The sequence below is a fragment of the Vibrio sp. 2130-1 genome (assembly GCF_033339515.1).
This window is the reverse complement of record NZ_JAWOUT010000012.1, coordinates 127,105-140,583: the sequence shown is the minus strand read 5'-3', so window position 1 is coordinate 140,583 and position 13,479 is coordinate 127,105. Positions and strand designations below refer to the sequence as shown.

Sequence of the window (13,479 nt, the reverse complement as noted above, 5' to 3'; positions counted from 1 at the left end):
TAGAAGAATGCGACGCTTAGTACAAAATTGAGTAAAGCTGGCGACGATATTTGCTTGCTAATGCGTTACCTTGACCTAGCGCACTGAGAATATCCATAAAAGTCTTCTTCACTTCACCGTCTTGGGCGCCCAAGTCTTTTTTAAGAATATTCCACAGCAGTTCCAACGCTTCTTCATCCCGACCAACTTGGTTGTATTGTACCGCCAATTCACAAGCGAGTTCGAAGTTTGCCATGTCTGCTGCGTATGCTTGTTCTAGTCGCTGTAACTCAGGGCTATCTGCAGCCTGCAAATGCAGCTCGAGCTTGGCTATTAGGCTCTTGTAGTAGTTATCTTGATACTCGAGAGGGATAGCGTTCAGTAGTTCTTGGGCAATATCAAATTGTTTGGTTTCTAGCAAACAATCAGCCATCGCGAGTTTCACATCACCACGCTCTTGCAGCTCTGGCGGCAAAGTGTGGATGATACTCAAAGCCTGAGCATGCTCACCTTGCTGAAGAAGTTCACTGACTTGTTTTAATAGTTGTTCATCTGGGCTTGGCAAATGCTTTTGTAGCATGGTAGCAATGGCATCAATTGGCTGGGGGCCTCCCAGACCATCGACGGCTTGACCATTTATAAACAGCGCGATAGTTGGCAATACTTGCACGCCAAATTGAGACGCTAAAGCTGGCTGATCTTCACAATTTAGTAGAGCAAGCGTAAATGCACCGTTGTACTGTTGAGCAAGAGATTGCAACTCAGGGAGTATCTGTGCGCTTTCTGGCTGAGCGTTGGCCCAAAAGTGGATCAAAACGGGCGTGTTCATTGATCCTTCAAGCGTTTCGCGAAAGTTCTGTTCTGTTATCTCAACGATAAATGGGGATTGCATCAGAGTATCCTTGCCTTGTGTCTTGTCGTTGATATTAGATATGGAGTTGATTTAGGTGAAATTCAAGCGACATTCACCATCAATAATGAATCATTCTATTTTGAGAAAACGTGAGGTAATAGAGTGAGGTTATTGCTGCTCAGGTGTTAGATAAAAAGAAAACGCTGCCGAAGCAGCGCAATTCTAATGCTATTCGTTAGTGCGGTATCAAAATAGGATGAACATGGTCAACACTACACCCACACTAAGCCAGTTAAGCTGATTTAATGTCATTGTTGCCTCGCAGTAGTATAAACATTGCTACAAAACGTAATGGGTGGCGATACCAAATCTAAGCAACTCAATCACTTTGGGCGAAAGAATCCCCGCTGAATTGCGTAGAAATTGATTCGTTTAGTTGAGGTTTTTTTAACCTACATGTTCATAATGACATCACATTGTTACGGTGAAATTACATTTCGACAAAACTTTTTTATGCAGCCTGTCGCAAAATTTTATCAAGTACATGGGTTGGTAATAGTCTTTTCAAGACTGCGAATAATTTAGTCGGTGTAGTAATTCGATAACGAATTTTCGGTGAAACGCTAGTTAATGCATGAAGAACTGGTGCGATGCAAGACTCTGCAGGCAAAACAAATCGATTATTAGACTTGTCGTTGTTGAGTCGCTCTCTTTGTCCTTCATAAGCATGACGATGGGGGCTAGATTCAATATCAACCCACTTCTCAAAGGCTCGTAATGCATTGTTTCTAAATTGAGTTTCGATCGGTCCTGGTTCTATCAATGCCACTTTGATATTCGTATCCGCAAGCTCTAGCCTGAGCGTATCTGTCCAGCCTTCTAAGGCAAATTTTGATGCATTATAGGCACCACGGTATTTCATTGCGGCAAAACCAAGAACAGAGCTGTTTTGTATGATGCGTCCTTCGCCTTGCAGGCGCATATGAGGAAGCACTTCTCTGACCAACTGGTGCCAACCAAAAAAGTTGGTCTGAAATTGATCTTGAAGAGCCTCGGTGGGTAAGTCTTCCAGTGCTCCGGGCTGACCATAGGCACCATTATTGAACACTGCGTAAAGCTTACCTTCTGCTAACTCTAGCGCTTGCTTCACGCCCGAAGAAATGCTTTCTGGGCTATTTAGGTCTAGATTGATGCAGGTTAGCCCTTCATTAATTAGGCGCTGGACATCTTGTTCTTTCCTACAAGATGCAATGACATTAAATCCCTTGTTTTGTAGGGCGTGAGCGCACACGTAACCGATGCCGGTTGAACAACCCGTAATAAGAATCGACTTTTTCATAATTTAATTTAAGACTCAGAAACCTTGATTAGAGCCATCATTCATCAGCTCCGGTCATGAAGCAAGTGCTTGAGTGCTGGCTCTATTCTGGAGTAGCTAAATTTAAAGCCCAGTTCGGTGAGTTTTTTGGGTTTGGCTCTCATGCTATCAAACAATAAGCAGGAAGATTCTCCCATTAGGAGTTCCATCGCCCATTTAGGCGTGAACAAGATATGCGGACGTTTTAGCGTTTTAGCTAGTGTGCCGCTGAATATACGATTAGTCACAGGATGGGGGGCGCACATATTGAATGCACCGTGGGCATGTGGTGTTTCAAGCAAGTACATGATGGCGCGGACCATATCTAGGATGTGAATCCAAGGCATGTACTGATTACCGTTCCCAAGTGGGCCGCCTACGCCAAGCTTGTAAGGTAATAGCATTTTTGCCAACGCACCACCATTAAGGCCGAGTACCACGCCAGTTCTCAGTAGACAAACCCGTGTTTGTTCCGACTCTGCGCGCTTGGCTATTTGCTCCCACTTTGCACAAACCTCGTGAGGAAAGTCGTCGCTATTAACATGTAAGCACTCATCAAACGGATGGTCTTGTTGATCACCATAGTAGCCAACTGCCGAGCCACTAATAAAAACAGAGGGAGGTTCGGTACTTGCGTGGATCAGCTCAACAATTTGCTCGGTAATTTTCCAACGACTTTTGCAGATTTTTTCTTTTTGCTCGCTGGTCCACCTTTTATCCGCAATAGGCTCACCTGCAAGATTAATGACGGCATCAACGTGATTGAGATCGGCGAACGACTCGAGCGAGTCAAGGTATTCGATATTACCCAGATCAGCATGCTGTAGGCGTTGTTTTGCTCGCTCTGGAGAGCGTGTAAGTAGCATAACCTGGTGAGTTGATAGCAGCTTGAGCAACTCCGAGCCAATAAACCCAGTGCCACCTGTGAGTAATATCTTCATGTTATCTCTTTGAATGTACACGTATTAGAACATTATAGTCGTTTTGTGCTTAGCTTGATCATCTCAACACCATTATTTCTGGGATAGTGACAAGCTGACAGAGAGGCTATTAACTTCACATATTAGAAAATATGTAACTAAATGTTATAGATGGCGCTAGTGCATTCACGGTAGAAGAGTGAAATCTATGCCAGACTAAAAGTTATCGCTCATTGGAACGAGCGTAATCAGTTTGCATAATCAAGGAGGATAGGCATGGAAGCATTTGTTGCGCTTTTTCGAGCGCTCCTCAATAGTGCTCGTGACTTATTACCCATCATCATTGTTATCACTTTTTTCCAATTAGTCGTTTTGCAAGAGCCGCTGCCCAACCTGGTCTCCATTCTTTTTGGCTTGTTGCTTGTCGTTTTAGGATTAACCTTTTTTATCTTTGGCCTAGAACTTGGTCTTTTTCCTATCGGAGAGAGTATGGCTCAAGCCTTTGCAAAAAAAGGCAGCGTGTTTTGGTTATTAGTCTTTGCGTTTTGTTTGGGGTTTGGCACCACGATAGCTGAACCTGCATTAACCGCGGTAGCGGAAGAAGCCTCAGAAGTTGCGGCTGAGGGCGGAATGATCGCTAACTCAGAGCAGTCCATGCAGGATTACGGAGAAGGACTTCGAGTAACAGTAGCTCTCTCTGTGGGGATAGCCATCGTTATCGGCGTTTTGCGTATCTTAAAAGGGTGGCCGATTCATTACATGATCATTGGTGGCTATGTAGGCGTTGTAATACTGACGTGGTTTGCACCTGAAGCCATTATTGGCGTCGCTTACGATTCCGGAGGTGTAACCACGTCCACCATAACAGTACCTTTGGTCACTGCTCTGGGCGTCGGTTTAGCGTCTTCTATTAAAGGGCGCAACCCTATGGTGGATGGCTTTGGTTTAATTGCTTTTGCCTCGCTGTTACCGATGATGTTTGTGATGGTTTACGGAATGGTCGTAACATGATTTCAATTGATCATTTCCTAGACACTTTATTATCGACCGTTAGAGACGTCGTTCCCATCGCCAGCATTATTTTTGGTTTTCAGTTAGCCGTGTTAAGGCGTCCTGTTAGCAACCTTAAGAAAGTTTTGCTTGGGTTCGTTTATGTGATTTTCGGGTTAGCTCTTTTTTTACTTGGATTAGAAATGGCGTTGTTTCCACTTGGGGAGACGATGGCTGTGCAATTAACGGCGCCGGAGTTTTTACAAGAGTTCAAAGTATCGGTAGGGAAAGCCTTAATGTGGGTCGACTATTATTGGGTTTACACCTTCGCCTTTTTTATAGGCTTTAGTACCACGATTGCAGAGCCTTCTTTAATCGCTGTAGCGATAAAAGCAAACCAAGTCTCTGGAGGCAGTATCAGTATTAACGGCTTGCGCGTAGCCGTTGCGTTTGGGGTGGCAATTGGTATTGCATTAGGGAGTTACCGGATTGTCGTGGGCGATCCCATTCATTATTACATCATCGCGGGTTACATCGTCGTTGTGATTCAAACGTTTTACGCTCCTAAGCTTATTGTTCCACTCGCCTACGATTCTGGAGGCGTAACAACTTCTACCGTCACTGTCCCACTTGTAACTGCATTAGGGTTAGGGCTTGCTTCGACCGTCCCTGGAAGAAACCCAATGATTGATGGCTTTGGCTTGATCGCGTTTGCCAGTCTATTTCCTATGATCTCTGTGATGGGCTATGCGCAAATAACCCAGTGGCTGAATAAAAACGTCTCGGAGGAAGAAGAAAATGCGCTTTAAATTGATACTTGCGTTTGTTGAAGACAGCAAAACAGACAAGGTGTTGGACGCTGCACGCGATGCTGGTGCGACCGGTGCAACAGTGATTAACAATGCTCGCGGGCAAGGTTTAAATCAAAAGCGAACGTTTTTTGGTTTAACGCTAGAAGTGCAAAAAGATGTGCTGCTGTTTGTGGTCGAGGAACATCTCTCTCGACACATATTAGAAACCATTAATGAGGTTGGTGAATTTGACAGAGAGTCGGGACAGGGGATTGCTATTCAGATCGATATTGAAGATGCAGTCGGTGTCGCGCATCAAGTAGAAACGTTGACCAAAGTGGTTGAGGATGAGTTATGAGCAGTCAAACGATAATTAGAGTTCGAGATGTAATGGCGGCTACTTATGTCATGGTTGATGGGCTAATGACAGTTTATGAAGGCATAACGCTAGCGAAAAAATACCAAGTCAAAGCACTGGTGGTGAAAAAGCGAGATGATAATGATGAATATGGCATCGTGTTGATGAATGATATCGCCAAAAAGGTGCTGGCGAATAATCGTTCTCCTCAGCGCACAAATATTTATGAAATCATGACCAAGCCCGCTTTGTGTGTCGAACCAGATATGAACGTAAAATATTGTGCACGTTTGTTTGAGCGATTTGGCATAAGCAGAGCGCCGGTCATTGAAAGTGGCGAGGTCATTGGGATGGTGAGTTATAACAATATTGTCATCAATGGTATGGTGCGAGAAGAAGTGTAATAGGTTGATATAAATGAAAAATCAACGAATTTTTTCTCAAGTCAGCGACTGTTACAAAGAACTAAAATATTTAATATATGTTAGGTTGCATATGTGTTAATTCACCATTATTCTTTGCGCCCTAAGCCTAATGTCGAGGAATCTGTATCATGCCTTTAGTCTCTTGCCCCGTGTGTGAGAAACAAATCTCAAAACGCGCTCATGCATGTCCAGGATGCGGAGAGCCCGATCCGCTGCACCATCTAGCCAAATCAAAATTTATGTCGATGGTGTTTTGGATACTGGTGTTGGTTGGAACAGCGTATGCAGCATGGTTCTATGTTTTGCCTATGGTCATTGAATCATTGCGCTATCAGTAGTATTCAAACCGTCGTAGGTTGAGCTGCTAAAAAAATGCCGTAGAATGACCTCATACTTTTTGAGGAGACGATGTCGTGAAACTATTTTTTGCCTCAGACCTGCATGGCTCTTTGCCAGCAACTAAAGAAACCATTGATCTATTTTTGGCCTCTGGTGCGCACCACCTGATTTTGCTAGGAGATACGCTAAACCATGGGCCGCGAAACCCTATTCCAGAAGGCTACAACCCTCCACAGGTAGCAGACTTATTGAACCAATACAGTGATCAAATTATTTCTGTACGTGGCAACTGTGATAGTGAAGTGGACCAAATGCTATTGAAGTTTCCAATGATGATGGATTACTCATGGGTGCTACTTGAATCTGGCAAGAGAATCTTTTTGACTCATGGTCACTTGTACAACTCTGAAAAACGGCCGCCACTGCGTGAAGGTGATATCATCGCCCACGGTCATACACATGTTCCCGTCGCAGAGATGCAAGACGGAGCCATTATATTCAACCCAGGCTCGATGACATTCCCACGTAATGGCTTACCGAGAAGCTTTGGTACTCTAGAAGACAATAAGCTAACGGTAAAAACGCCAGAAGGCGAAGTATTAGCACAAACCATGATTTAACGGTTTTACTAAGTAAAAAAATAGGGAGCGAATTGCTCCCTATTTTGTGTCTGAATGTCCTAAATCGCGTTCTGGGTCGATAATGTCTCTAACGCGCTGTTTTAGCACCTTGGCTTCAGGAAAGCCGCTGTCTTTTTTCCGTTCCCAAATTTGCTGGCCATTACAGAAAATTTCGAAGCGACCACCTGTGTCCGGGTGTAAGCTGATTGTTTCTATTTCTTCGCTAAAAGTATGCAGTAATTCTTGCGATAGCCAAGTTGAACGCAACATCCAGTTGCACTGGCGGCAGTAATAAATATCAATGATTGCTTTATCCATGAAACTTTCCTTTTAATCTTTTTAAACCAGCAACTTGATGCCCACGGCAAACGTGAGAATTTCGAATGCAACTTTAATCACTCTGTTACTGTATCGAGTCGCGGCCCATGCGCCTAAACTGCCGCCTAGAAAAGAGCTTAACAATAAAACAGGTAACCAAACCCAGTGAATAGGCGCCCCTGCCTGTACGACGGCAATGCCTCCAATGCCATTCCAAAACAGGCCGACACAAATCATGGTGTAAGCAACGGCTTGTTTGTAGTCGTAACCAAACCAGCGCACCAAAAATAGTGTCACGAGCAAACCAGAACCTGCGGTAAGAGATCCGTTGATGATGCCGATAAACAGTAAGCCAATTCCACCAATAACCCAACCGATAGGATGACGGTTACGTATTACTTCAGCTTGGCCTAGCGATGTCTTAAATCGCGAGTAGATACCTAGCGCTAGGATCATCGTACCGAGCATCTTTTCCGCGATACCATCAGGGATCTGTACAATTAAGTTAGCCCCTAAAATCACGCCAATACTACCGGACAATATAAGGTAGAGCGCGATTTTCCATTTAATAGTGCCTGATCTTAAATGCGTGCTTGCTGCGCCTAAGCCTAAAGCGACCGAAGCCACTTTATGTGTGCCTAGCGCAACGGAGAACGGTAAGCCGAGAAAGATGAGTAAAGGGAATTGAAGCAAGCCTGCTCCGCCACCAGAAAGTGAAGCCAGCGTGTTGGCGATTAGTGAACCGAAAAAAAGGGTAAGGGTATCTAGCCAATCCATAAGCAAAACAAAGGGGGCGTCTTGCCCCCTTATCATCCAATCAAAATTAGTTTTTAAACAGTACCGAAGAACCGTGGTTCAAGCTAGTGAGCAATAGTGTTTTTTCGTTCACGACGTCAATACGACGACTTTGCTCCGCATCTAGCTTAAAAATTTGAGTAATCAAACGTAGCTGTGCTTCGGAAAAGTCTTTTGATTGAGAAGATGAAATATCTTTAAACTCCGAAGGCGAGACCAACAAATAGTTGTCACTTACTTCCCAGCGGCCTTTTTCCGAGATATTTATCGTTGATTCTGCGGTTGAACCTTGAGCGAATAGTTTTATATTTGCTACGCGAATATAGTCACCATTAGGGAGATATTTCACGTTTGATTCAACATTAACTCGGCGTAGTGGGCCGACAGTATCGTCAGGCAAGCTGTCTGTAATGACTGTCACCATGGTCGACTGCCATTCGTTTGCTGTGAGGAGCTGCTCCACTTTTAGGTCACTTCCCCAATACAACCAACTACTAAAAAGAACGGATACGGCCAAAACCGCAGATGCTAATTTAATCTTCATATTGGCCTCCTTTATTTGCAGATGTCTGTTGGATCGTTTTGACCTGCGAAAATACGCAGTGTTACGTTCTCGTAAGAGTGGTTACTGTCATGAATGTAGTTCAGAATCAGCTGGTTATTTTGTCCACCAGTGGCAATCACTTCAACTGGCAACGAGTCTTCTGCATGGTGCTTCACGTAGCGCTCAATGCATTGCTCTATTGAAGGCAACCAGTTGTTGATTTGAGGGTGATTTACAGGTGTCATCACTGGTACATTTTGATACTCACCAATCTGACGGAATTGGGATTCCGCAGGGTTCGTGAATAACAATACGCAAACAGGAAGCAGCAGAGACAAAAAGATAATGACACGCGGTAGCCAGTTAATCGTGTTAGATGCTGGCTTCGGCTGAGTTTTAGTCGGCTCTACTTGAGGCTCAAGATCAGCAGTAGTATCAGTCACTACCTCTGTTGGTGGCATATCGCTCGCTTCTAACTCCACTGCTGGCGCTTCTTGTTCAGAAGCGGTTTCTTCAACGTCAGTGTTAGAGTCAGTAGAAAATGGGCTCAAGCGTTCCACTGAACAAATGAGTTGGTAGCCACGTTTAGGTACCGTTTTAACAAACTCTGGAGATTTTGTTGAATCCTTCAACATCTTACGCAGAGTAGAAATCGCTTGAGTCAGGCTTGAGTCATCCACCTCAAAACCTTGCTCACGCCAAACAAACTCGTGAAGCTCGTTACGGGTTAAAACTTCGTTTGGTCTCTCTGCCAACATCAGAAGTATACGGCTTTCGTTGCTTCCTAATCGTACAACGTCGTTGCCGTTTTGTTGGTCAGCGAGCGAATTACTATTTGGATCAAAGGTGAACCTTTGAGCAAGTAGAAATTTGGTGCCAATGTTAGTCATTTAGTTCTTCTTAGATGGATGATGTTGTAATTATGGTGATTTATGTCACAAAATTACCGGGGCGCTTGGAGTGCGCACGACATTTTAGATGCTTTTAGACGGGTAGGATAATTAAAATTTTCTAAAAAAACACCGTTTTTAGCAATATTGACCTTGAATTTACATTTGTCAGCCACATGTTAAATGACATCTCGGTAAGGTGATTTCAAGGGGAAAATCACAAACTTGTCCCTATGAAAAAGCCAATTAGTTTAGATGTTATGGAGCACACATGAGCGAAACCGTATCTCAAAATAAAGAAACTCGTGGTTTTCAATCAGAAGTAAAACAACTACTGCATTTAATGATCCATTCTCTTTATTCAAATAAAGAGATCTTTTTGCGCGAGCTGATCTCTAACGCATCAGATGCATCAGACAAACTGCGCTTTCAGGCGTTATCTAACCCAGATCTATACGAAGGTAATGCAGACCTTTGCGTGAAACTGTCGTTTGATGAAAGCGCAAATACCTTAACCATTTCTGATAACGGTATCGGTATGAGCCGTGATGATGTGATTGAGCACTTAGGAACAATCGCAAAATCTGGAACAGCCGAGTTTTTCTCAAAGCTATCTGAAGAGCAGAGCAAAGACTCTCAGCTTATTGGTCAGTTTGGTGTTGGTTTCTACTCGGCATTTATCGTTGCTGACGCCGTTACCGTGCGCACTCGCGCTGCGGGTCTAGCCGCTGATGAAGCGGTACAATGGCACTCAGCGGGTGAAGGTGAGTACACCATCGAAAACATTACCAAAGAGTCACGTGGTACCGATATCATTCTTCATATGCGTGAAGAGGGTAAAGAGTTTTTGAATGAGTGGCGTCTACGTGACGTTATCAGTAAGTACTCTGATCACATCGGCATTCCTGTTTCAATCCAAACTGTCGTTCGTGATGACGAAGGCAAGGAAACAGATGAGAAGAAGTGGGAGCAAATCAACAAAGCCCAAGCACTGTGGACGCGTAACAAATCTGACATTTCAGAAGAAGAGTATCAAGAGTTCTACAAGCACGTATCACATGACTTTGCCGATCCATTGGTCTGGAGTCATAACCGTGTAGAAGGTAAAAACGATTACACGAGCTTACTATACATCCCATCGAAAGCACCTTGGGATATGATGAACCGCGACCACAAATCAGGCTTGAAACTGTACGTACAGCGCGTATTCATTATGGACGATGCAGAGCAATTTATGCCGTCATACTTACGCTTCGTACGTGGTTTAATAGACTCAAACGATTTACCGCTAAACGTATCGCGTGAGATCTTACAAGACAATAAAGTGACTCAGTCTCTACGTAATGCTTGTACTAAGCGCGTGCTAACGATGCTCGAGCGTATGGCCAAGAATGACGAAGAGAAATACCAATCATTCTGGAAAGAGTTTGGTCTTGTGATGAAAGAGGGCCCTGCGGAGGACTTTGCAAACAAAGAGAAAGTTGCAGGTTTATTGCGCTTTGCTTCAACTGAAGTGGGCTCTTCTGAGCAAACTGTGGGCTTGGCGTCTTACGTTGAGCGCATGAAAGAAGGTCAAGATAAGATCTACTACTTGACGGCAGACAGCTATGCAGCTGCGAAAAACAGCCCTCACTTAGAACAGTTCAAAGCGAAAGGCATTGAAGTTATCTTGATGTACGACCGCATTGATGAGTGGCTGATGAACTACTTAACTGAGTTTGATGGTAAACAGTTCCAGTCAATCACTAAAGCTGGGCTTGATCTAAGTCAGTTTGAAGATGAAGCAGAAAAAGAGAAGCAAAAAGAAACCGAAGAAGAGTTCAAGTCGGTTGTAGAGCGCACGAAGTCTTACCTAGGCGATCGTGTGAAAGAAGTTCGTACGACCTTCAAACTCGCATCTACGCCTGCTGTTGTGGTAACGGACGATTACGAAATGGGCACTCAAATGGCGAAGCTTCTTGCGGCAGCTGGTCAAGCTGTGCCGGAAGTGAAATACATCTTTGAGCTAAACCCTGAGCACGAATTGGTTAAGCGTATGGCTGACGAAGCCGATGAAGAAGCGTTTGGTCGCTGGGTTGAAGTTCTGCTTGGTCAGGCAATGCTAGCGGAGCGAGGCTCTATTGAGGACCCAACAGAGTTCTTAGGAGCCGTTAATCAACTTTTGACTAAGGTGTAATAACCTCTGCAAATCAAAAAGCTCGCATTTCGCGAGCTTTTTGTTTGTTGTCGCAAAATTTTGCATCTCAAGTGCTGAGTTAATAATCAATAGGGCGTGAAAGAGGGTACTGTTAACATTCTTTAGTCTTAATACACTCTTTGCTCAGAGAACCTGTGATAGAATCTGCGACTTGAATGTGAGTAATAAGGCGTGTATTTTTGCTCGCCTATATACGTTATACCGAAACTTATCGTTGCAGGTGCTTCTCAGGTTTGATGTCTAAGAGGTCAGCTATTGTGAGCTTCGGTATAAATCTTAAATATTAAAGAGGATAAATCATGCGCATCATTCTTCTAGGTGCTCCAGGTGCAGGTAAAGGCACACAAGCAAACTTCATCATGGAAAAATACGGTATTCCACAAATCTCTACTGGTGATATGCTTCGTGCTGCTATCAAAGCAGGTACAGAGCTTGGTAAACAAGCCAAAGCTGTTATTGACGCTGGTCAGCTAGTTTCTGATGAAATCATCCTTGGTCTTATCAAAGAGCGCATCGCTCAAGAAGACTGTGCAAACGGTTTCCTACTAGATGGTTTCCCACGTACTATCCCTCAAGCTGACGGCCTAAAAGAAATGGGCGTAGACGTAGACTACGTTATCGAATTTGACGTTGCAGACGATGTAATTGTTGAGCGTATGGCTGGTCGTCGTGCTCACCTTCCTTCTGGTCGCACTTACCACGTGGTTTACAACCCGCCTAAAGTGGAAGGTAAAGATGATGTAACTGGTGAAGATCTTGTTGTTCGTGATGACGACAAAGAAGAAACAGTACGTGCTCGTCTAGGTGTTTACCACGAGCAAACTGCACCGCTAATCAACTACTACGGCAAAGAAGCTGAAGCAGGCAAGACTAAGTACCTTAAGTTTGATGGTACTAAGCAAGTAGCTGAAGTTAGTGCGGATATCGAGAAAGCACTATCTTAATTTGCTGAAGTCAAAAATTTAATATTTTGATATATTGAAAGCGGCCCAAGTGGTCGCTTTTTTTAGTTTACTCGTAAACATATATCTAATTAACTTCAGCTCGGCTATTCGTTACTTCGAGGTTACTTAAATATATGAACCAAGCCGTTTACCATGAATAGGATGTTATGAAAGAGAATAATAAACAGGGTGTACTCCTAGTTAACCTGGGAACTCCTGACGCACCAACCGCTCCTGCCGTAAAGCGCTTTTTAAGTCAGTTTCTTCATGATCACCGAGTGGTAGACATGACTCGATGGCTTTGGTGTCCACTATTGCACGGCGTTATCCTTCCTATCCGAGCTCCTAAAGTTGCCAAACTCTATCAATCAGTATGGATGGAAGAGGGCTCGCCGTTGATGGTGTACTCTAAACGCCAAACTGAAAAGTTAGCACAAAAGCTTGATATACCTGTAGAGCTTGGTATGACGTATGGTAACCCAAGTTTACAATCAGGCTTTGAAGCCCTATTGGCGCAAGGCGTTGATGAAGTCATTGTTTTACCGTTGTATCCGCAATACTCGGGAACAACAACGGCAGCGGTTTCTGACGGAATCACTAAAGCATTTAAAAACCTGCCTGTGATGCCAAGCTTTAGCTTTATTCGTGATTATTACAATCACCCGAAATATATTGAAGCGTTAGCGCATTCAGTTCGTGAACATTGGCAAAAGAATGGTCAGGGAGATTACCTGCTGTGTTCTTATCATGGTATTCCAAAACGCTATGCTGACAATGGTGATGTTTACCCACAGCATTGTGAAGAGACGACTCGCTTGCTTGGGGAAGCGTTAGGTTTAAGCGAACAACAAATTGGCATGACGTATCAGTCCCGATTTGGGAGAGAAGAGTGGCTTCAACCTTATACCGACAAGACCCTAGAGGCACTTCCTGCAAAGGGTGTGAAAAATATTAATGTTGTGACCCCTGCATTTTCGTCAGATTGTTTAGAGACGTTGGAAGAGATCTCGGAAGAGTGTAAAGAGATTTTCCTTGAAGCTGGTGGTGAAAACTTTACCTACATCCCTTGTTTGAACGATAGTGAACTTCATATCGAGATGATGGTTGAGTTAGTTCAATCTAAACTTTAGATACAAAAAAGGGTCGCAATAGCGACCCT

The 13,479-nt window shown here is 43.9% G+C and carries 16 protein-coding genes; 9 read left to right on the top strand and 7 right to left on the bottom strand.

All coding sequences use genetic code 11. From position 1 onward, the window contains the following. Positions 1 to 16: 16 nt before the first annotated feature. The 3 genes from R7Q09_RS17890 to R7Q09_RS17880 all read right to left on the bottom strand — a co-directional run bounded on the left by R7Q09_RS17890 (position 17) and on the right by R7Q09_RS17880 (position 3,130). Positions 17 to 871, bottom strand: a complete 855-nt coding sequence (locus R7Q09_RS17890) for a co-chaperone YbbN (protein WP_054578026.1) — start codon at positions 869 to 871, stop codon at positions 17 to 19. A 472-nt stretch (positions 872 to 1,343) separates the two neighbouring features. Then, positions 1,344 to 2,171, bottom strand: coding sequence for an SDR family oxidoreductase (locus tag R7Q09_RS17885; RefSeq protein ID WP_213912466.1), 828 nt, complete (start codon positions 2,169 to 2,171; stop codon positions 1,344 to 1,346). Between the two features lie 44 nt (positions 2,172 to 2,215). Continuing rightward, positions 2,216 to 3,130 carry a TIGR01777 family oxidoreductase gene (locus R7Q09_RS17880; protein WP_005382076.1) on the bottom strand — a complete coding sequence of 305 codons (915 nt, stop codon included), beginning with the start codon at positions 3,128 to 3,130 and terminating at the stop codon, positions 2,216 to 2,218. A 255-nt stretch (positions 3,131 to 3,385) separates the two neighbouring features. On the opposite strand from R7Q09_RS17880, the gene R7Q09_RS17875 reads away from it, so the two are divergent. The 6 genes from R7Q09_RS17875 (at position 3,386) to yfcE (ending at position 6,632) form a co-directional block, all read left to right on the top strand. Then, positions 3,386 to 4,120, top strand: coding sequence for a DUF1538 domain-containing protein (locus R7Q09_RS17875; protein ID WP_005382077.1), 735 nt, complete (start codon positions 3,386 to 3,388; stop codon positions 4,118 to 4,120). Next, entirely contained in the window at positions 4,117 to 4,908 is a 792-nt protein-coding gene (locus R7Q09_RS17870) for a DUF1538 domain-containing protein (protein WP_005382078.1), read from the top strand. Before R7Q09_RS17875 ends, R7Q09_RS17870 begins: the two co-directional genes overlap by 4 nt. Next, the gene (locus R7Q09_RS17865) at positions 4,898 to 5,248 is read left to right on the top strand and encodes a P-II family nitrogen regulator (protein WP_005382084.1); all 351 of its coding nucleotides are present in this window, start codon (positions 4,898 to 4,900) and stop codon (positions 5,246 to 5,248) included. The genes R7Q09_RS17870 and R7Q09_RS17865 overlap by 11 nt, the downstream gene beginning before the upstream one ends. Further along, entirely contained in the window at positions 5,245 to 5,652 is a 408-nt protein-coding gene (locus R7Q09_RS17860) for a CBS domain-containing protein (RefSeq protein ID WP_031781352.1), read from the top strand. The genes R7Q09_RS17865 and R7Q09_RS17860 overlap by 4 nt, the downstream gene beginning before the upstream one ends. A 149-nt stretch (positions 5,653 to 5,801) precedes the next feature. Beyond that, positions 5,802 to 6,011, top strand: a complete 210-nt coding sequence (locus R7Q09_RS17855; protein ID WP_005382086.1) for a hypothetical protein — start codon at positions 5,802 to 5,804, stop codon at positions 6,009 to 6,011. A gap of 75 nt (positions 6,012 to 6,086) precedes the next feature. Then, positions 6,087 to 6,632 carry a phosphodiesterase gene (gene yfcE / locus R7Q09_RS17850; protein ID WP_005389637.1) on the top strand — a complete coding sequence of 182 codons (546 nt, stop codon included), beginning with the start codon at positions 6,087 to 6,089 and terminating at the stop codon, positions 6,630 to 6,632. Positions 6,633 to 6,671: 39 nt separating this feature from the next. On the opposite strand, the gene R7Q09_RS17845 is transcribed toward yfcE, so the two are convergent. The 4 genes from R7Q09_RS17845 to R7Q09_RS17830 are packed head-to-tail and all read right to left on the bottom strand — an operon-like array spanning position 6,672 to position 9,179. Then, positions 6,672 to 6,950 (bottom strand): SelT/SelW/SelH family protein, encoded by a 279-nt coding sequence (locus R7Q09_RS17845; protein ID WP_005382088.1) that lies wholly within the window; start codon positions 6,948 to 6,950, stop codon positions 6,672 to 6,674. 21 nt (positions 6,951 to 6,971) lie between these two features. Continuing rightward, positions 6,972 to 7,727 carry a sulfite exporter TauE/SafE family protein gene (locus tag R7Q09_RS17840; RefSeq protein ID WP_213903610.1) on the bottom strand — a complete coding sequence of 252 codons (756 nt, stop codon included), beginning with the start codon at positions 7,725 to 7,727 and terminating at the stop codon, positions 6,972 to 6,974. 46 nt (positions 7,728 to 7,773) lie between these two features. Next, positions 7,774 to 8,289, bottom strand: coding sequence for a transmembrane regulator ToxS (gene toxS / locus R7Q09_RS17835; RefSeq protein ID WP_005382091.1), 516 nt, complete (start codon positions 8,287 to 8,289; stop codon positions 7,774 to 7,776). Positions 8,290 to 8,300: 11 nt separating this feature from the next. Continuing rightward, positions 8,301 to 9,179 (bottom strand): transcriptional regulator, encoded by an 879-nt coding sequence (locus R7Q09_RS17830; protein ID WP_130546537.1) that lies wholly within the window; start codon positions 9,177 to 9,179, stop codon positions 8,301 to 8,303. A gap of 271 nt (positions 9,180 to 9,450) precedes the next feature. Here R7Q09_RS17830 and htpG point away from each other — a divergent pair, with 271 nt between their 5' ends. The 3 genes from htpG (at position 9,451) to hemH (ending at position 13,450) form a co-directional block, all read left to right on the top strand. Then, positions 9,451 to 11,355 (top strand): molecular chaperone HtpG, encoded by a 1,905-nt coding sequence (htpG, locus tag R7Q09_RS17825; protein ID WP_213874635.1) that lies wholly within the window; start codon positions 9,451 to 9,453, stop codon positions 11,353 to 11,355. A 320-nt stretch (positions 11,356 to 11,675) separates the two neighbouring features. After that, positions 11,676 to 12,320, top strand: coding sequence for an adenylate kinase (gene adk, locus R7Q09_RS17820; protein ID WP_005382094.1), 645 nt, complete (start codon positions 11,676 to 11,678; stop codon positions 12,318 to 12,320). Between the two features lie 167 nt (positions 12,321 to 12,487). After that, positions 12,488 to 13,450, top strand: coding sequence for a ferrochelatase (gene hemH / locus R7Q09_RS17815; protein ID WP_171344862.1), 963 nt, complete (start codon positions 12,488 to 12,490; stop codon positions 13,448 to 13,450). Positions 13,451 to 13,479 lie beyond the last annotated feature (29 nt).